This window comes from Pseudomonas sp. NFACC46-3 (assembly GCF_900114515.1).
Classification (GTDB): domain Bacteria; phylum Pseudomonadota; class Gammaproteobacteria; order Pseudomonadales; family Pseudomonadaceae; genus Aquipseudomonas; species Aquipseudomonas fluorescens_Q.
This window is the reverse complement of sequence record NZ_FOTH01000003.1, coordinates 156,339-172,888: the sequence shown is the minus strand read 5'-3', so window position 1 is coordinate 172,888 and position 16,550 is coordinate 156,339. Positions and strand designations below refer to the sequence as shown.

Genomic DNA, 16,550 nt, shown 5'->3' with positions numbered 1-16,550 from the left:
TCAGTCCTCGGTTTTTGGCGTAGTGGGGTCGGCATCATGCAGATGACGGGACAGGTAGATACCCTGGCCAATCAGGAACAACAGCGTCAAGCCCAGGCTACCGAAGACCTTGAAGTCGACCCAGTAGTCCTGGAACGTGAACGCAACGAACAGGTTGGCGGCGCCGCAGAACAGGAAGAACGCGATCCAGGCGATGTTCAACCGGGTCCAGATCAGTTCTGGCAGGTTGATGGCATGGCCCATGATGCGCTTGATCAGCAAGCGGTCACCGACAAAGTGGCTGCCGATGAAGGCGAGGGCGAACAACCAGTTGACCACCGGGGCCTTCCATTTGAGGAAGGTTTCGCTGTGGAACGCCAGGGTCAGGCTGCCGAACACGAGGCAGGCGATCAGGGTCAGCCACTGGCTCTTCTCCAGCTTGCGCTGGGACACGAACAATGCGCCGTAGACCACCAGGGAACTGATGATCAGCACTGCGGTGGCGCTGTAAATACCGCCTACAGTCAAGGAATGACCGGCGAAGTCGACGGCCCGGGGATCAAGTTTGTAGACGATGAAAAACAGCAGGAGCGGGATGAAGTCGATGAATTGTTTCACAGTGGCAGCCAGAAGCAGGATGTGGCGGCATAATAACAAACATCCTTGGCCGCGATAGGGCCAGCTGATTTGAGGTAACAAACTCTCGTGAATGTTGATTTGCACTGCCATAGCACGGCCTCCGATGGCGCCCTGGCGCCTGCGGTTCTGGTGGCGCGGGCGTTCGAGCACGGCGTGCGAGTCCTGGCCCTGACCGATCACGACACCCTCGAAGGCCTCGACGAGGCCCGCAGCGCCGCCACGGCACTGGGCATGCAACTGGTCAATGGGGTCGAGTTGTCCTGTACCTGGGGCGGGGCGACCATTCATGTGCTGGGCTATGGTTTCGATGTGAATGCGCCCGCATTGGTCCAGGCCATCGCGCAGTTGCGCGACGGGCGCTGGCTGCGTTCCGAAGAGATCAGCCGCAAGCTGGCCCTCAAGGGCATGCCCGGTGCGCTGGACGGCGCCCGGCAGATCCAGCAGGAACTGGGCGACAGCGGCAACGCACCGGCCCGGCCACACTTTGCCGACTGGATGGTGCGCGAAGGGTTCGTCAAGGATCGCGCCGAAGCGTTCCGCAAATGGCTGGGGGCCGGCAAGCTGGGGGATGTCAAGCAGCATTGGCCGACCCTGGAAGAAACCGTCCAGACCCTGCGGGCCGCTGGCGCCTGGGTCAGCCTGGCACATCCATGGCATTATGATTTCACTCGCAGCAAGCGCCGTCGCCTGGTCGCCGACTATATTCAAGCGGGGGGCCATGCCATTGAGGTGGTCAACGGCCATCAGGCTGCCGAGCAGGTCGGCAGCCTGGCGATCCTGGCCCGTGAGTTCGGCCTGCTGGTCACCGCCGGCAGTGATTTCCATGGCCCTGGGGGCTGGTCCGAGATTGGCGAGTACCGCCCGTTGCCGGAAGATCTGCCACCACTATGGTGTAGATTCAAACATGATCCCGTTACCGCCGCCGTCTGAACAGGTAGAACACGTGAGTCAATTTTTCCAGATTCATCCGGAAAACCCGCAAGCGCGCCTGATCAAACAGGCCGTGGAGATTATTCGTAGCGGTGGCGTGGTGGTCTATCCCACCGACTCGTCCTATGCCATCGGTTGCCAGATCGGCGACAAGAATGCCGTGGAGCGTGTCAGACGCCTGCGTCAACTGGACGACAAGCACAACTTCGCGCTCATCTGCAGCGACCTGTCGCAGTTGGGCCTGTTCGCCAAGATCGACACCGGCACCTTCCGCCTGCTCAAGGCGCATTTGCCGGGGCCATACACCTTTATTCTCAATGCTACGCGGGAAGTCCCGCGGCTGTTGCTGCACCCGAAAAAGCGCACCATCGGCCTGCGGGTGCCAAGCCATCCCATTGCCCTGGCGCTGCTGGCGGAACTGGGTGAGCCGCTGATGAGCGTGACGCTGATCATGCCCGGCGAGACCGATCCATTGACCGATCCCTATGAGATGCGCCAGATCCTCGAGCATCAGGTGGACCTGATCATCGACGGCGGTTTCGGCGGCATGTCGGCGTCCACGGTGATCAACCTGGCCGATGGCGAGCCCCAGGTGGTGCGCGTCGGTTGTGGCGATCCGACACCGTTCATGGTCGAGGCCTGAATGTCCGCCGTGGAAACCGCCGTGGAGCGTACAGACAGCCAGGCCGGCGCGCAGCAGGAGCTGCCGTTCGCCATGGTCTATGGCCAGGCGGTCATGGAAATGCCCCTGGACCTGTACATTCCGCCGGATGCGCTGGAAGTATTCCTCGAAGCCTTCGAGGGCCCGCTTGACCTGCTGCTGTACCTGATTCGCAAACAGAACATCAACATCCTCGACATCCCCGTGGCGGAAATCACCCGCCAGTACATGGGCTACGTCGAGTTGATGCAGTCGGTGCGCCTGGAACTGGCGGCCGAGTACCTGGTGATGGCCGCCATGCTGGCCGAGATCAAGTCGCGGATGCTGCTGCCGCGCTCGGCTGAGGTCGAAGCGGAAGAGGACGACCCGCGGGCCGAACTGATCCGTCGTTTGCAGGAGTACGAACGCTTCAAGGTCGCAGCCGAAGGCCTCGATGGTTTGAATCGGGTCGGGCGCGATGTGGTGGTGCCCAAGCTCGATGCCCCCGAGGCGCGGGCGCGCAAGTTGCTGCCGGATGTGAGCCTGGAAGAGTTGCTGATGTCCATGGCTGAGGTCCTGCGCCGGGGCGATATGTTTGAAAGTCATCAGGTCAGCCGCGAAGCGCTGTCCACCCGCGAGCGCATGAGCGATGTGCTGGAGCGGCTCAAGGGCGGCGGTTTCGTGCCGTTCGTCGAGCTGTTCACCGCCGAGGAAGGGCGCCTGGGGGTCGTTGTGACGTTTATGGCGGTCTTGGAATTGGTCAAGGAATCCTTGGTCGAGCTGGTACAGAATGAGCCGTTCGCAGCGATCCATGTGCGGGCACGAGCCGAATAACGAGCAAATCAATGAATCTGACTGAACCCCGCGAGCTGGCCCCCTTGCTTGAAGCTTTCCTGTTGGCCTCGGGAAAGCCGCAATCGATGGAGCGCCTGTTCGAACTCTTCGAAGAAGGCGAGCGACCTGAGCCGGCCGTGTTCAAGAAAGCCCTGACGCTGCTGGGCAAATCCTGCGAGGGACGGGCCTTCGAGCTCAAGGAAGTGGCGTCCGGTTATCGCCTGCAGATCCGCGAGAAGTTCGCGCCATGGGTCGGGCGCCTGTGGGAGGAGCGGCCGCAGCGCTACTCCCGCGCCATGCTCGAAACCATGGCATTGATTGCCTATCGTCAACCGATCACCCGGGGCGAGATCGAAGATGTGCGCGGCGTGGCGGTCAACAGCCATATCGTCAAGACGCTGTTGGAGCGCGAGTGGATCCGCGTCGTCGGCTATCGCGATGTGCCCGGCAAACCGGCGATGTTCGCCACCACCAAGGCCTTTCTCGATCACTTCAACCTGAAGAACCTGGATGACCTGCCGCCGCTGGCCGAACTGCGGGAGCTGGAACCCGAACCGATGCTGGAATTCGACGACGCCCCGGTGCCCCAGGGCCTGCAGGAATTGGCCGACGCCAGTGCCGAGCCTGAGGAGCCGAAGGAAGAGACCAGTTTCCACTCGTTGTTGCTGGAGCTGGACACCATGGAGGAGGGCTTGAAGACCGATTTCGACGACCTGCTGCGTGAGGGGCCGGGGCCTGAAGGCGAGACGGATGAGTTGCCGGAGCCTGACAGCGAGTCGGAGCCTGAACCTGAACCTGAACCTGAGCCGGAAGAAGACATCCTCGGCGTTGCCGAAGCCCGGGAAAAACTGCTGGCCGCCGTCGCCGCCCTCCAACCGCCGGAACCCGAACTGAGCGACGAGGAAGCCGAAGCCCGCGCCCTGGCCGAAGCGATCGAAAACGAACGGCGCCAGTTCGACGATTGATTCAACTGGGTTGGAACGCGGTCGCCTGTGGGAGCCGAGCTGCTCGCGATGACAGAGGAACATTCAGCATCAATGCAAGCTGACCCACCGCTATCGCGAGCAAGCTCGGCTCCCACAGGGGGCCTTCAGCCACCGGTCGGCGGAAAAAGCGCTGAGCCTGGGTTGATCAGCTAGTCTCTGATGCGCAATCGCCTCAACGAGCGTATGATTCGCGACCCTTTGGCGATCCCTTCGTCGAAGACCCGTTTTCAAAGCGTCAGGCCAAGCCTGGCTCGACCACACCGGGAGGTGCCCAGAATGAAAGACCAAGACCAGAACGACAGCCAGGAAATCGGCCCAGCAGGCGAGAAGCTGCAAAAAGTCCTCGCCCGTATCGGCGTCGGTTCGCGCCGTGACGTGGAAGCCTGGATCACCCAGGGCCGGATCAAGGTCAATGGCAAAGATGCCACCTTGGGCCTGCGTGTCGACATGCATGACGCCATCACCATCGATGGCAAGGTGATCAAGCGCGAAGAGGCCGCCGAAACGGTGCGTCGCGTGATCATGTACAACAAACCCGACGGCGAGATCTGCACCCGTGACGACCCGGAAGGCCGTCCGACCGTGTTCGACAAGATGCCGCGTCCGAAAGAAGGCCGCTGGATCAACATCGGGCGCTTGGACATCAACACCACCGGTCTGCTGATGTTCACCACCGACGGTGAACTGGCCAACCGCTTGATGCACCCGTCCTACGAGATGGACCGCGAATACGCTGTGCGTGTGCGTGGTGAAGTCGATGACGAGATGATCGAGCGCCTGAAGGCCGGCGTCGTGCTGGAAGACGGCCCGGCGCGTTTCACCGACATCAAGCAGGCGCCCGGCGGTGAAGGCTTCAACCACTGGTACCACTGCGTGGTGATGGAAGGCCGCAACCGTGAAGTGCGGCGTCTGTGGGAATCCCAGGGGTTGGTGGTCAGCCGCCTCAAGCGCGTGCGCTTCGGTCCGGTGTTCCTCAATTCCGACCTGCCGATGGGCCGCTGGCGCGAAATGAGCCAGTACGAAGTCGACATCCTGGCGGCCGAAGTGGGCCTCAAGCCGGTAGCAATGCCGCAGATGACCGCCAAGAGCAAGGACAAGCTGGAGCGGATGCAGCGCAAGTCCTCGCGTCCGATGGGCAAGACCGAGCGCGTGCGTACCCTGCGTCCGGCTGCTGAAGGTGTGGCGACCGGCCCGCGTCCTTCACGCGAGCCGCAGATCGAAGGCGAACGCCCGGCCCGCAAGCCTGCACCTCGCCAGGACGGCGAGCGTGGTCCACGCACGCCGCGTCCGGCCAATGGTCGGACTGAACGTGGTGAGGGGCGCGGTGCTCCGGCTGGCCGCGGTACACCAGTCGCCGATCGCCCGGCCGACACCAAGCGTCCGGCCAAGCCCGCGCCGAAAAAGCGCCCGGGTATCGTCCTGGCCGATCGCGATGCGCCATCGGGCAAGCGCCGTGGTGCACCGGCAGGTTCGGGACAGCGTCCGGGGTTCGGGCGTCGTAAGCCGGAGTGAGGCAGCCATGAGCTTCTAGCTGCAAGCTGCAAGAAAAAACGGCAACCACTAGGTTGCCGTTTTTGTGTCTGGCGTTATTGATACGCTGCCGGTGCGGCCGTCTTCGCGAGCAGCTCCACACCACGATCCAGAGGCTGCTCGCTCTTTCTTGCCGCTTGAAGCTCGCCGCTTGCAACTGCCCCTAAAGCACAAACCGCCCATCAAACATCGGCTCGTTATCCAGCGCCAATACGCCGCTCTCGAAAATCAGGTCCAGGTGATGGCTGCCCTTGGCCCCGCCACCGAGTCCCAGGTGCAGGCCGCAATGGCGCTCCTCGAAACCGGCGTTGCGTGCATAAAGACTCTTGACCCCTTCATTGGTGCCGATTCCCAGTTCCTCGATGCGGCGATTGGACGGGTTGGCGTCCAGGTACTTGTTGAAGTCGTGCTCCAGGCCCGGTACGTCGGTGGCGATTTTCTGGATGGTGGAGTCTTCGATCCACAGCTCCAGCGGCGATTGCAGCACGCCGTATTTACGTGCGAACGGGATGGTGCTCAGGAAGGTGCCGACGAAATTCACCCGACCATTGATGGTGTCGCTGTGAGTGGCGATTTCGCCGGGCGCCAGGTCGTAGTTGCCGAGGCCGTTGATGTCGGTCCACTTCTTCACGCCGCCCAGGACTGTGTCGAAATATGAACCGTGGTCATCCTGGAAACTCAGGGTCGCCGCCTGGGACATGCGTCGGATCAGGTGACTGTTGAGTCCGGCGATACGCTGGGGAATCACGCTGAAGGTGTCGTAGAAGTAGTCGCCGTAGTCCTTGAACAGCAGCGATTTCTTCCAGTTGTCGGCCATCACGCCTTGCAGTGCGCGGACAAAGTCCGGGCCGTCGGGACGAGGGTTGGGCAGGGTCGAGGAGTCGTAGAAGAAAATATACAGATCGCTGTCGGCAATGGCCTGGGACAGGCGCTCCGTGGGTTCGAGGTCCAGGCGCATGGCACTGAACCGGAAGGGCGAGCCGCTGCCCGCCTGTTCGGCGATGGCGCCGGTCAGCGCTTCGTAGTCAGCGGTATGGCCGAGCAACACCTTGGCGGGCTGGATGCCGGCCAGGGCGGGATGGTGTTCGAGGTAGTAAAGGAAATGTGAGATGGCTCGTTGCGTGTCCATGCTTATTCTTCCCTGACAAGTTCATTAAACGTCCCTGACAACCGGCAAAAGTGGCGGAGTCGACCGGCCGGATCGCCTCCGCCGGGCGGTGCCTACAGAGGCCACATCGCCGTGCCGAATGGAACGACGGCATCGGCCTGCATCATTTCAACGGCGGCTTCATGGGTTGGGGCTTCAAACCATTCGTCCAGTTGCAGTTCGGTTTCCAAGTCTTTGTCCAGTGCTTGCATAGTGAATCTCCTAGATGACTTTTACGGAAATAAGCGGCTCGCTTCGGCGAGTGGAAACAGGCCGGCGACGGCACCGCAGAACTTGTCGGCACGATGCCTTGGCAAGTCGCTGAAAACCTAGTCGAGGGAATTTTGGATTGCAAAAAAATAATTTATTTTTTTCGTTTGAACTTTTTGTTCCATTTTCAGCGACGACATTACTCATTCAAAAACAGCCGCCTGGGTGTTTTTTTAAATAGGTAGCTACCTACCGTCAATTTGCAGTCAGCCTACGGAAATTTCCTACTTGGAAAATTTGCGTGACGGGTTGTAAAGAAATGCTGACGTAAAAGGCCGGTCGAGAGGGGCCGAAACGTCGTTTTCCCAAAGCGTAAGAAAAAACTTCCGTAAGCCCCGCCCTGCAGGGGTTTCCAAAGCTCTGGCCCGCTTGTTTCGAATCGATGGGCAGGGTGAGATGCGCCTCATGCCTGTCGTGCAGGTGAATAACAAGAAGGAGGCGCAATGAACGCCGCAGCTCAAGTGCATTTCTCCCGTCGTAGCGTTTTTAGCGCTACACCCTTCAGGGGCTCGCAAGGGCCTGGACACTTTTTTGCAGCCGCCCGGCATGTTCGGGGCGGCCCCATGCAATCCCGGCAAACGACACGCTGATCCGGTGGTGTCTGGCAGCAGGGGGTCAGCGGTGTACAATGCGCCGCGTTTTACTGTGACCCTTCGCGTACCCACGCACTTTCAAGGTTATCCACCTTGTTCACTCCGCCACGCCACAAGCGTGTCGGGTTCGATTTCGTCACAGATAAAAACAAACAGGTGACGCATGACCGTTGTAAAAACGCTGAATTCCTGGTGCCTGCGCTGGGGTTTGATCGGCGCTGCTTGAGATCCGATTCGAGCGGCAACGTCTAACGAACATCATCAAACCTTGCGTGAGACCCTTTTCATGAGTGGACAAAACTCGCATTCGGGCGAGCTGAAACGCGGCCTGAAAAATCGCCACATTCAACTGATCGCCCTCGGTGGCGCGATCGGCACTGGCCTGTTCCTCGGCTCGGCGGGGGTGCTGAAATCAGCCGGCCCGTCGATGATCCTTGGCTACGCCATCTGCGGCTTCATCGCCTTCATGATCATGCGCCAGTTGGGCGAAATGATCGTCGAAGAGCCAGTCGCCGGGTCCTTCAGCCACTTCGCCCACAAGTATTGGGGCGGTTTCGCCGGGTTCCTGTCGGGTTGGAACTGCTGGATTCTGTACATCCTGGTGGGCATGTCCGAACTGACTGCTGTCGGCAAGTACATCCATTACTGGGCGCCGGATATCCCGACCTGGGTGTCGGCGGCGGCGTTTTTCATCCTGATCAACGTCATCAACCTGGCTAACGTCAAAGTCTTCGGCGAGGCCGAGTTCTGGTTCGCGATCATCAAGGTCGTGGCGATTGTCGGCATGATTGCCCTGGGCAGCTATTTGCTGGTCAGTGGCCACGGCGGCCCGCAAGCGTCGGTGACCAACCTGTGGTCCCATGGTGGGTTTTTCCCCAACGGCGTCAGCGGCCTGGTGATGGCCATGGCGATCATCATGTTCTCTTTTGGTGGCCTGGAAATGCTCGGTTTCACCGCCGCTGAGGCCGACAAACCGAAAACCGTGATCCCCAAGGCCATTAACCAGGTGATCTACCGGATCCTGATTTTCTACATCGGTGCGCTCGTGGTGCTGCTGTCCCTGACGCCTTGGGACAGCCTACTGAGCACGCTCAACGCCTCCGGCGATGCCTACAGCGGCAGCCCGTTCGTGCAGGTGTTCTCGATGCTGGGCAGCAACACCGCGGCGCATATCCTCAACTTCGTGGTGCTGACCGCCGCGCTGTCGGTGTACAACAGCGGCACCTATTGCAACAGCCGTATGTTGCTGGGCATGGCCGAGCAGGGCGATGCGCCCAAGGTCTTGTCCAAGATCGACAAGCGCGGCGTGCCGGTGCGTTCGATCCTCGCATCGGCGGCGGTCACGCTGGTGGCGGTGCTGTTGAATTACCTGATCCCGCAACATGCGCTGGAGTTGCTGATGTCGCTGGTGGTCGCGACCCTGGTGATCAACTGGGCGATGATCAGCTACTCGCACTTCAAGTTCCGCCAGCACATGAACCAGACCCATCAGACGCCGCTGTTCAAGGCGCTGTGGTACCCGTACGGCAACTACATCTGCCTGGCGTTCGTGGTGTTCATCCTGGGCGTGATGTTGTTGATCCCGGGCATCCAGGTATCGGTCTATGCGATTCCGGTGTGGGTGGTGTTCATGGCCGTGTGCTATTGGATCAAGAACAAGCGCAGTGCGCGGCAGGAACTGGCTGTGGCGGCTGCAGCCAAGTAATCCATCCTGAAAATACAACAAACCCGGCGAAGTGCCGTAATGCTGTTCACTCAAGGCAATCGGCAAACCCGTGGCGAGGGAGCTTGCTCCCGCTGGGCCGCGAAGCGGCCCCAAAACCTGCCAGATGCGGAGCATCAGACGCACCGCACCCGCCGGTTTACGACTGCTTCGCAGCCGAACGGGAGCAAGCTCCCTCGCCACAGGTCCATCATTTTTCTTGAATGAACCGCATTAGGCCAAGTGCCGGGTTTGTCGTTTCCGGCTCACACCTCCCACAGGGTTAGGCGTTGTCGGGGGGATTCGCGGTATCCTGTGGGGCCTGATACCGGACACTTTCCATGCTGGCGATTTCCAACACCGTGCACATCCCGGATGCCGAGATCGAGCTGACGGCCATCCGCGCCCAGGGGGCCGGGGGGCAGAACGTCAACAAGGTCTCCAGTGCCGTGCATTTGCGCTTCGACATTCCGGCCTCGTCGCTGCCCGAGTTCTACAAGGAGCGGCTGCTGGCCCTGAGTGACAGTCGCATTACCAGCGACGGTGTGTTGATCATCAAGGCCCAGCAGTACCGCACCCAGGAACAGAACCGGGCCGATGCCCTGGAGCGCCTGCTCGAGCTGATCCTCAGCGCCACCAAGGTCGAGAAGAAGCGCCGTCCGACCAAACCGACCCTGGGTTCGAAAAAGCGTCGCCTGGAATCCAAGACCAAGCGCGGCTCGATCAAGGCCGGCCGCGGCAAGGTGGACTTCTAGCTTTTCTCCCGTTCCTGGCGATGCCTCGGCGCCTGTCGGTACAGATAGACGCTCAATGCCAACCCGCCCAGGGCCGCGAATGCGGCGAACAGAAAGATCGAGGCAAAGCCGAAGCCCGCAGCAATCGCACCGGCCAGCGGTCCGGTGATCCCCAGCGACAAATCAATGAACAGTGAATAAGCCCCCACCGCCGCCCCACGGCTGGAGGCCGGCACCAGGTTGACCGCTTCCACGCCCAGCGCCGGAAACACCAGGGAGAAGCCGAAACCGCTCAACGCCGCGCCCGCCAGGGCCCAGTGGGCATCCGGTGCGAGCCACAACAGCAACAGGCCCAGGGTTTCCACCGACAGGCAGGCAATGGCGACGCGGAAGCCGCCCATTCGGTTGATCAGGTTGCCAAAGAGCAAGCGCGCGCCGATGAAGCTGGCGCCGAACAGGCTCAGGCACAACACCGCGTTGTCCCAATGCTGGGTGGCGTAGTACAGGGTGATGAACGTGGCGATGGTGCCAAACCCGATGGAACCCAGGGCCAGGCCGCAGCCGTGCGGCAGGACGCGCCCCAGCACGTGCATGAACGGCAGGCGTTCGCCAGTGACGATGGGCGCGGCGGTTTTGCGCCAGGCCAATGCCAACCCCAGCAAACCGAGCAAGATAATGCTCACGCCCATGCTCCACAGCCCCAGCGCATTGACCAGCCACACTCCCAGCGGTGCGCCGATCGCCAGCGCGCCGTAACTGGCGATACCGTTCCAGGAAATCACCTTGGCGGTATTCGCCGCGCCGACCCGGCCGATGCCCCAGCCAATCGAACCGGAGCCCACCAGGCTTTCCGCGCTGCCGAGCACCAGACGACCGATCAGCAGGCTGATCAGGCTGAACGTGGGCAGGTGGGGCGTCCAGGCAGAGACCAGCATGAACACGCCGCTCAGCCCGCAGCCGGCGAGGCCGAACATCACCGCGCGCTTGCTCCCCAGGTTATCGATGATTCGCCCGGCGTAAGGACGACTGAGCAGGGTGGCCAGGTATTGCACGCTGATCACCAACCCGGCGATCACTGCGCCGAAGCCCAGTTCGCCGTGGACGAACCCGGGCAGCACGGCCAGGGGAATGCCGATATTCAGGTAGCCGATGAAGGTGAACAGGACGATGGAGACGACTTGCAGCGTGACCGCCAGGGGGCGCTGGGAATCTGACATGGGGTAAAGGTCCACGGAGCAGCAGGATAGATAGGCTGCTTATGATAACGGCGACCGTGGGGTCAGGGCGCAGAAAAGTAAAACTATTTGCCCAATGGTGGTTCAGTTGCCGCCCTCACCGCTGACCAGGCGTGTGGTAACCAGTGCGGCGATGGCGTTTTCTTCGCTGCCAAAGCGCGCCAGCAGGACCGCTTGTTTCTCGGCAGGAAGGCGGGTCCAGATCTCGACCATTTTTTCGGCAGTGCCGATCAGTACGCTGGCCTGGGCTTCGCTGAATGGAGGGGTGTCATCGGTCATGGAGGGCTCGGGGTTCAGGCGGTGTGGAAAGCGCATCTTAGCGCTTTCCACACGGTCTGGTGGTGCGGGTCAATCAGTCTTCGCTGTCGGCCTGGCGGCGTTCAGTGGCTTCTTTTGGCTCGGGTTGCTGGGCGTCTGCTTGCCCCCCGGCTTGTAGCGTGGTCGTCTGCTCAGTGTCGTGCAGGCTTGGGAAGGGGAGATTAGGGATCTCGTGCATATCGCGCTCCTCGCAAGGTCTGTGGATAGATCTGGTAGATCCGCGCTTTTACAAAGCCTGGGCAGGATACAGCAGGAGAAATGACAAAAAGACTTTTAAATCCCGTCGGGCCGACAAAAGGGATTGTCTAGACACGTCATGTTCAATAGTCACCTCGCTTGCGAAATGCCCAGCGGCCGGCAATCAGCGTGAAGGTTGCCACCAGTGCCACCAGGATCCAGAAGCCTTCGGGATCGCTGGCAAGCGGCACGCCACCGACGTTCATGCCAAAGAAACCGGCAATGATGTTGATGGGCAATGCCAATACCGTGACCACCGTCAGGGTGAACAGGGTGCGGTTGCTTTGTTCGTTGAGATTGGCGGCGATTTCTTCCTGGAGCAGCTTGATCCGTTCACTCAACGCGGTGAGGTCGTTGATGATCAGGGCGAATTCCTCGGTGGATTTGCGCAGCTCCTTGACGTCTTCTTTCTGCAACCATTGCGGCGGGCGGTTGAGCAGACGTAGCAATGAACCCGGCTCCAGGGCCAGCAAGCGCTGCAAGCGCACCAGCACCCGGCGGTTGCTGCCCAGCTCGGCGCGGTTGGTGGACAGCCGCGAGGACAGCAATTGATCTTCGACCTGGTCGACGCTCAGGCTGGTCTTGCGCACGATCTGGGTCAGCACTTCGCCCTGGTCGCGCAGCAAGTGCACGAGTAATTCCACTGGCGAGCGAAAGCACTCGCCGGCCTTCACCGACGAGCGCAGCTTGTCGACCGAGTGCAAGGGTTGCAGGCGCGCGCTGACGATCAATCGGCTGTGCACGCAAACCCACAATGTGGAGACATCCGAGGACACCATGTTGCTGAGGTTGAACACGACATCGTTCACCACGGCCAGCAACGCCGAGTCGACATGCTCGATGCGGGTCGAGCGCGAGCCTTCGTGCAAGGCTTCGAAAAATTCCTGGGGCAGGGCCAGGTGACCTTTCATCCAGCGCTCGCACGCAGCGTGGGCCAGGTTCAGGTGCAGCCAGAGGAACTCATCCGAGTCTTGCGGGTGTTGCAGGCTCCGTAAGGCCTGGGCCGAATCGATTTCCTGCCCGCGTTCGCCGGGGCGGAAACGGAACCCGTAAAGCAGGCCGAACAGGTCCGGATCACGGTGGCTTTGATCAAGGCTGTGGTTCATGAAGTCTCGCTGGCGGGAAGTGCCTGTCGCGGCTACAGGTTCACTTGAACGCCATCTTCGCAAGCTTTCTTGATGGTTTTGTGACAGTCCCATCCGCACCGCCAAGCTGGCGCTACCGGCAGTCGCCAAGTTTCAAGAATGCCCCGGGCAGGCCGATGTCGTGTACATATCCCCCGTATTCGGTGTGTTGCGGATATGGGGGCGGGACATCGTTCCTGTTCCTCTTGCTTAGAGATTGCTCCCCATGATTCTACAAAAATCCCTTCGAGCCCAGATTCTCGCCCTGTTGAGCGGCAGCCTGCTGGCGATGTTGCTGATCGCCCTGGCGTCCTTTCATTTCCTTTCCAATGGTGTCCAGAACTATCGCAACCTGATCGATGGACCGTTGCGTGCCTCGCAATTGATCGACGAGGCCAACCTGCAGTTCAAGGTGCAGGTGCAGGAATGGAAAAACGTCCTGCTGCGCGGCAAGCAGCCGGCGGACCTGGATAAATACTGGAAGCAGTTCGAGGAACGTCAGCGTGAGGTCCAAGACATCCTTGGCCAATTGAGCGGGCGTGAAGGTGTGCCGGCGCCAATCAAGACCCGCATCGTGGCCCTGCGCGATGAACATCGTCAGTTGGGCGCTGCCTACCAAAAGGGCCGTGACGCATTTGTCGCCTCCGGTGGCGATTCGGCGGCGGGCGATGCGGCGGTCAAGGGCGTGGACCGTGCGGCCAGTGAGCAAATGAGTGCGCTGGTGGTGGAGCTGCGCAAGCTGGCCACCGAGCAATCGACGCTGATCAGTGCCGGCGCCGATCGCACGATTATGCTGGGCACCGTGATCATGCTGGTGTCGGGTGTGCTGATTGGGCTGTTCAGCCTGTGGCTGGTCAATCGCAACCTGGTTCAACCGATCCGTAACCTGATCGACTACGTGACCCGACTCAGCCATGGGCGTTTCGCCGAGCGTGTGACAAGCAACCGTCAGGACGAGTTGGGCAATCTGGCGGTAGCGGCCAACACATTGCGCGATTTCCTTGCCGAAACCTTTACCCGCCTGCAACGCAGTGCCACGGAACTGGACAGTGCCAGCGGTGAGCTCAATGCCATCGCCAGCCTGATGAGCCAGGGCACCAGCGAGCAATTCGAACGCACCGATCAGGTGGCGACGGCGATGAACGAAATGTCCGCCACAGCCCAGGAAGTGGCCCGCCATGCGGCTGACGCTGCAAGGGCGGCCGATGACGCCGATCAATCGGCGCAGCAGGGCGAGAAGGTCATGCAAGGGACCATTCACACCATCACCCGGATGCGCGGCGAGATCGCCAACACGGCCACGGTCATCCGTCAGTTGGAAACCGACAGCGGGCGCATCGGCAAGGTGCTGGAGGTGATCCGCGGGATCGCCGAACAGACCAACCTGCTGGCCCTCAATGCTGCCATCGAAGCGGCGCGAGCCGGGGAGGCGGGGCGCGGTTTCGCGGTGGTCGCCGATGAGGTCCGCAGCCTGGCCCAGCGTACGGCTTCGTCAATCATCGAGATCAACCAGATTATCCAGACTGTACAAACGGGAGCGGTGGACGCGGCCCACGCCATTGAAAGTGGGCAATCGCGCAGCGAAGAAAGTGTGGAGCAAGTGACCCAGGCCGGTGTGATGCTCGAACGCATCACCCAGGCTGTCGAAGCGATTCGTGACATGAACCGCCAGATCGCCACCGCAGCCGAAGAGCAGACTTCCGTGGCCGAAGACATATCCCGCAACCTGACGGAAATCACCTGCATTGCCAGCACTAACTTGGACAATGTGCAGCGCACCGAAGCCGCCAGTCGGGACTTGCACGGTTTGTCGGGACAGTTGAATGAAGTGACGGCGCGGTTGAGTGCCTGACGGTCGTTCGCGACAGGTATTGATAAACGCAAAAGAGCCGCGCAACCCCAAGGTTGCGCGGCTCTTTTTTTTGCTGATGGATCAAGTGTCTTGCTTGTTGCTCAAGACTTTGCCGGTGGTGGCATCGAAATCAACATCAAACTCTTTGCCGTCGGCGGTTTTCAATTCGACTTCATATTCATAACCGTTGAAGTGGTTATCCAGGTCGGTGTCGGTGATGGTCGCGCCCGGGTGCAACTTCAGGGCTTCGTCGTTCATCGACTCAAGGGACTTGATCTTGCCTTCCTTGACCAGTTGAGGAATCTGATCGACGCGAACATCTGCCTGGGCCAGGCCAGCAGTCAGGGTCAGGGCAGCGGCGGTAAACAGGGCAGTCAATGTTTTCATGAGTTCTTTCCTTGGTGTCGTTAAGGGTGAGTCGTTTAAGTGAGCTCAGATTAACTGTGGCAACTTAATTCACCCTTAATTCGAAAAAACCTGAAGCAAGTTGCCTGGCAACCGTCTTGCTACTCAGTAGCCATTCTTTTCCAATAGTTGCACCACGCTGCCTGTCTCGGGACGCTGGAAGTACTTGAGCAACTCATTGGCACGGTTGGTGAAGATGCCATCGACACCGGCATCCATCACTTTCTTGAAGTCCACCGCTTCATCCACGGTGTAGACATGCACCAGCAGACCCTGGTCATGGGTGTACTGGTTCATCCACGGTTGCACCAGGTCCGCGTAACTCTGGCTGCCGCCATGGGTCAACGCCGCGGATGGCCCGGTACCAACGGCGCCCTGGGCCTTGGCGTACTGAATCCATTTTTCGAATTCAGCCTTGTCCTTGGGTTCCTGTTTGGCGTAATAGGCGGCCTTGTCCGTTTCGCCGGACTCGGCAAAAGGCACCTTGGATTTGGGCTCGATGTTGCCTTCGCCCACCCACAACAGCAGGATCTTCGGCACCTTTGGCATTTCTTTGTGCAGCAGTTCGAGACTGCTCTTTTCAAAGGTCTGCAAGACGACTTTGCCCTTGCCCTGGCCGACTCCCGTGGCCCGCTTGGCCAGTTTCGACCCGGCCGGGCTCAGCCAACCGCGGTCCTGCAATTTGTCCTTCAGGTCGCGCTCGATGCCGGGGAACAGTTTCGGCTCTTTGGTTTCGATGTACAGCCCGGGTTTTTGCTGCGGATTGCCCTCGGCGATATTGATCACTTCATCGAGGGTCAGGATCTTCAGGCCGGCGAACGAAGGGCGCGCGCGGTCCGGGTAAGCGGTGTTGAACCAACTGCCGGCATCGAGCGTCTTGAGTTCCGCCATGGTGAATTCGTTGGCGGTGCTGTCCTTGCGCTCGGGGAATTTGACCGCGACATCCGTGGTGCGCAGCAGGCTGTCGTCATGCAGGACGAACAGCACGCCGTCCTTGCTGCGTTGCAGGTCCAGTTCCAGGTAATCGGCGCCCAGGTCGCGGGCCAGCTTGTAGGCGGCAGCAGTAGATTCCGGCGCGTCGAACGAGGCCCCGCGGTGGGCGATCACGGCGGGGTGCGGAATGCCCTGGAGGGTTGCCAGGGCCTTGGGGCTCGGGGCCTCGGACGCTTGGGGCTGGCCGAAGCCGAGCAACAGGCTCAGCATCAAGGCGGTGCGGGTGAAGGTGACAGGCATGCTCGAAATCCTTTCGTCGGTGTGCAAAAAACTATCTTTTAACAACTGAACGCGGTCGGCGCTATCGCCATACCGACATAAAGCTGTGCAAAGAAGATTTTTCCCACGCATTTCCAGGCCGCTTTGCAGTACCCTTGCCGCATCAGTTTCCCCGGCAGAGGG

17 protein-coding genes are annotated in these 16,550 nt (G+C 60.5%); 8 read left to right on the top strand and 9 right to left on the bottom strand.

Annotated elements, in window-relative coordinates:
* Nucleotides 1-597, bottom strand: a complete 597-nt coding sequence (locus tag BM300_RS06305) for a septation protein A (protein WP_063324677.1) — start codon at nt 595-597, stop codon at nt 1-3.
* Nucleotides 598-684: 87 nt separating this feature from the next.
* Here BM300_RS06305 and BM300_RS06300 point away from each other — a divergent pair, with 87 nt between their 5' ends.
* The 5 genes from BM300_RS06300 to rluB all read left to right on the top strand — a co-directional run bounded on the left by BM300_RS06300 (nt 685) and on the right by rluB (nt 5,520).
* Entirely contained in the window at nt 685-1,548 is an 864-nt protein-coding gene (locus BM300_RS06300) for a PHP domain-containing protein (RefSeq protein ID WP_092462354.1), read from the top strand.
* A gap of 13 nt (nt 1,549-1,561) precedes the next feature.
* On the top strand, nt 1,562-2,191 hold the full coding sequence (locus BM300_RS06295) for an L-threonylcarbamoyladenylate synthase (RefSeq protein WP_063325238.1): 630 nt from the start codon (nt 1,562-1,564) through the stop codon (nt 2,189-2,191).
* A 132-nt stretch (nt 2,192-2,323) separates the two neighbouring features.
* On the top strand, nt 2,324-3,022 hold the full coding sequence (locus BM300_RS06290; protein ID WP_165826070.1) for a segregation and condensation protein A: 699 nt from the start codon (nt 2,324-2,326) through the stop codon (nt 3,020-3,022).
* Nucleotides 3,023-3,033: 11 nt separating this feature from the next.
* Nucleotides 3,034-3,987, top strand: a complete 954-nt coding sequence (gene scpB, locus BM300_RS06285) for an SMC-Scp complex subunit ScpB (RefSeq protein ID WP_092345621.1) — start codon at nt 3,034-3,036, stop codon at nt 3,985-3,987.
* A 297-nt stretch (nt 3,988-4,284) separates the two neighbouring features.
* Nucleotides 4,285-5,520: a 23S rRNA pseudouridine(2605) synthase RluB gene (gene rluB, locus BM300_RS06280; RefSeq protein WP_060740973.1), complete on the top strand. Its 1,236-nt coding sequence runs from the start codon at nt 4,285-4,287 to the stop codon at nt 5,518-5,520.
* Between the two features lie 181 nt (nt 5,521-5,701).
* On the opposite strand, the gene BM300_RS06275 is transcribed toward rluB, so the two are convergent.
* Together BM300_RS06275 and BM300_RS31000 are read right to left on the bottom strand one after the other, a co-directional pair.
* Entirely contained in the window at nt 5,702-6,667 is a 966-nt protein-coding gene (locus BM300_RS06275) for a M29 family metallopeptidase (RefSeq protein ID WP_092462352.1), read from the bottom strand.
* Nucleotides 6,668-6,759: 92 nt separating this feature from the next.
* Entirely contained in the window at nt 6,760-6,897 is a 138-nt protein-coding gene (locus BM300_RS31000; RefSeq protein WP_003178782.1) for a hypothetical protein, read from the bottom strand.
* A 937-nt stretch (nt 6,898-7,834) separates the two neighbouring features.
* Here BM300_RS31000 and BM300_RS06270 point away from each other — a divergent pair.
* Together BM300_RS06270 and arfB are read left to right on the top strand one after the other, a co-directional pair.
* Nucleotides 7,835-9,253: an amino acid permease gene (locus BM300_RS06270; protein WP_063324682.1), complete on the top strand. Its 1,419-nt coding sequence runs from the start codon at nt 7,835-7,837 to the stop codon at nt 9,251-9,253.
* Nucleotides 9,254-9,591: 338 nt separating this feature from the next.
* Nucleotides 9,592-10,005 (top strand): alternative ribosome rescue aminoacyl-tRNA hydrolase ArfB, encoded by a 414-nt coding sequence (gene arfB / locus BM300_RS06265; RefSeq protein WP_092145197.1) that lies wholly within the window; start codon nt 9,592-9,594, stop codon nt 10,003-10,005.
* Here arfB and BM300_RS06260 read toward each other — a convergent pair.
* The 4 genes from BM300_RS06260 to BM300_RS06250 all read right to left on the bottom strand — a co-directional run bounded on the left by BM300_RS06260 (nt 10,002) and on the right by BM300_RS06250 (nt 12,880).
* Entirely contained in the window at nt 10,002-11,201 is a 1,200-nt protein-coding gene (locus BM300_RS06260) for an MFS transporter (protein ID WP_063324684.1), read from the bottom strand. The genes arfB and BM300_RS06260 overlap by 4 nt on opposite strands.
* Nucleotides 11,202-11,303: 102 nt before the next feature.
* Nucleotides 11,304-11,534: a hypothetical protein gene (locus tag BM300_RS06255; protein ID WP_092462350.1), complete on the bottom strand. Its 231-nt coding sequence runs from the start codon at nt 11,532-11,534 to the stop codon at nt 11,304-11,306.
* A gap of 37 nt (nt 11,535-11,571) precedes the next feature.
* The gene (locus BM300_RS30995; RefSeq protein ID WP_003204853.1) at nt 11,572-11,715 is read right to left on the bottom strand and encodes a hypothetical protein; all 144 of its coding nucleotides are present in this window, start codon (nt 11,713-11,715) and stop codon (nt 11,572-11,574) included.
* 142 nt (nt 11,716-11,857) lie between these two features.
* Nucleotides 11,858-12,880 (bottom strand): transporter, encoded by a 1,023-nt coding sequence (locus BM300_RS06250; protein ID WP_063324685.1) that lies wholly within the window; start codon nt 12,878-12,880, stop codon nt 11,858-11,860.
* A 244-nt stretch (nt 12,881-13,124) separates the two neighbouring features.
* Between BM300_RS06250 and BM300_RS06245 the strand changes: the two genes are divergently transcribed.
* A complete protein-coding gene (locus BM300_RS06245; protein WP_092145203.1) occupies nt 13,125-14,750 on the top strand; it encodes a methyl-accepting chemotaxis protein in 1,626 nt (541 codons plus the stop codon).
* A gap of 81 nt (nt 14,751-14,831) precedes the next feature.
* Here the strand turns inward: BM300_RS06245 and BM300_RS06240 are convergent, their stop codons facing one another.
* Both BM300_RS06240 and BM300_RS06235 read right to left on the bottom strand, forming a co-directional pair.
* The gene (locus tag BM300_RS06240) at nt 14,832-15,137 is read right to left on the bottom strand and encodes a PepSY domain-containing protein (RefSeq protein WP_063324687.1); all 306 of its coding nucleotides are present in this window, start codon (nt 15,135-15,137) and stop codon (nt 14,832-14,834) included.
* A 123-nt stretch (nt 15,138-15,260) separates the two neighbouring features.
* On the bottom strand, nt 15,261-16,388 hold the full coding sequence (locus BM300_RS06235) for a glycerophosphodiester phosphodiesterase (RefSeq protein WP_092145207.1): 1,128 nt from the start codon (nt 16,386-16,388) through the stop codon (nt 15,261-15,263).
* Between the last annotated feature and the right edge of the window lie 162 nt (nt 16,389-16,550).

Excerpts from the sequence above, each read along its gene's own strand:
- scpB (WP_092345621.1), top strand. The coding sequence starts at position 3,034 with ATGAATCTGACTGAACCCCGCGAGCTGGCCCCCTTGCTTGAAGCTTTC.
- rluB (WP_060740973.1), top strand. The coding sequence starts at position 4,285 with ATGAAAGACCAAGACCAGAACGACAGCCAGGAAATCGGCCCAGCAGGC.
- BM300_RS06275 (WP_092462352.1), bottom strand. The coding sequence starts at position 6,667 with ATGGACACGCAACGAGCCATCTCACATTTCCTTTACTACCTCGAACAC.
- BM300_RS31000 (WP_003178782.1), bottom strand. The coding sequence starts at position 6,897 with ATGCAAGCACTGGACAAAGACTTGGAAACCGAACTGCAACTGGACGAA.
- BM300_RS06270 (WP_063324682.1), top strand. The coding sequence starts at position 7,835 with ATGAGTGGACAAAACTCGCATTCGGGCGAGCTGAAACGCGGCCTGAAA.
- arfB (WP_092145197.1), top strand. The coding sequence starts at position 9,592 with ATGCTGGCGATTTCCAACACCGTGCACATCCCGGATGCCGAGATCGAG.
- BM300_RS06260 (WP_063324684.1), bottom strand. The coding sequence starts at position 11,201 with ATGTCAGATTCCCAGCGCCCCCTGGCGGTCACGCTGCAAGTCGTCTCC.
- BM300_RS06255 (WP_092462350.1), bottom strand. The coding sequence starts at position 11,534 with ATGCGCTTTCCACACCGCCTGAACCCCGAGCCCTCCATGACCGATGAC.
- BM300_RS30995 (WP_003204853.1), bottom strand. The coding sequence starts at position 11,715 with ATGCACGAGATCCCTAATCTCCCCTTCCCAAGCCTGCACGACACTGAG.
- BM300_RS06250 (WP_063324685.1), bottom strand. The coding sequence starts at position 12,880 with ATGAACCACAGCCTTGATCAAAGCCACCGTGATCCGGACCTGTTCGGC.
- BM300_RS06245 (WP_092145203.1), top strand. The coding sequence starts at position 13,125 with ATGATTCTACAAAAATCCCTTCGAGCCCAGATTCTCGCCCTGTTGAGC.
- BM300_RS06240 (WP_063324687.1), bottom strand. The coding sequence starts at position 15,137 with ATGAAAACATTGACTGCCCTGTTTACCGCCGCTGCCCTGACCCTGACT.
- BM300_RS06235 (WP_092145207.1), bottom strand. The coding sequence starts at position 16,388 with ATGCCTGTCACCTTCACCCGCACCGCCTTGATGCTGAGCCTGTTGCTC.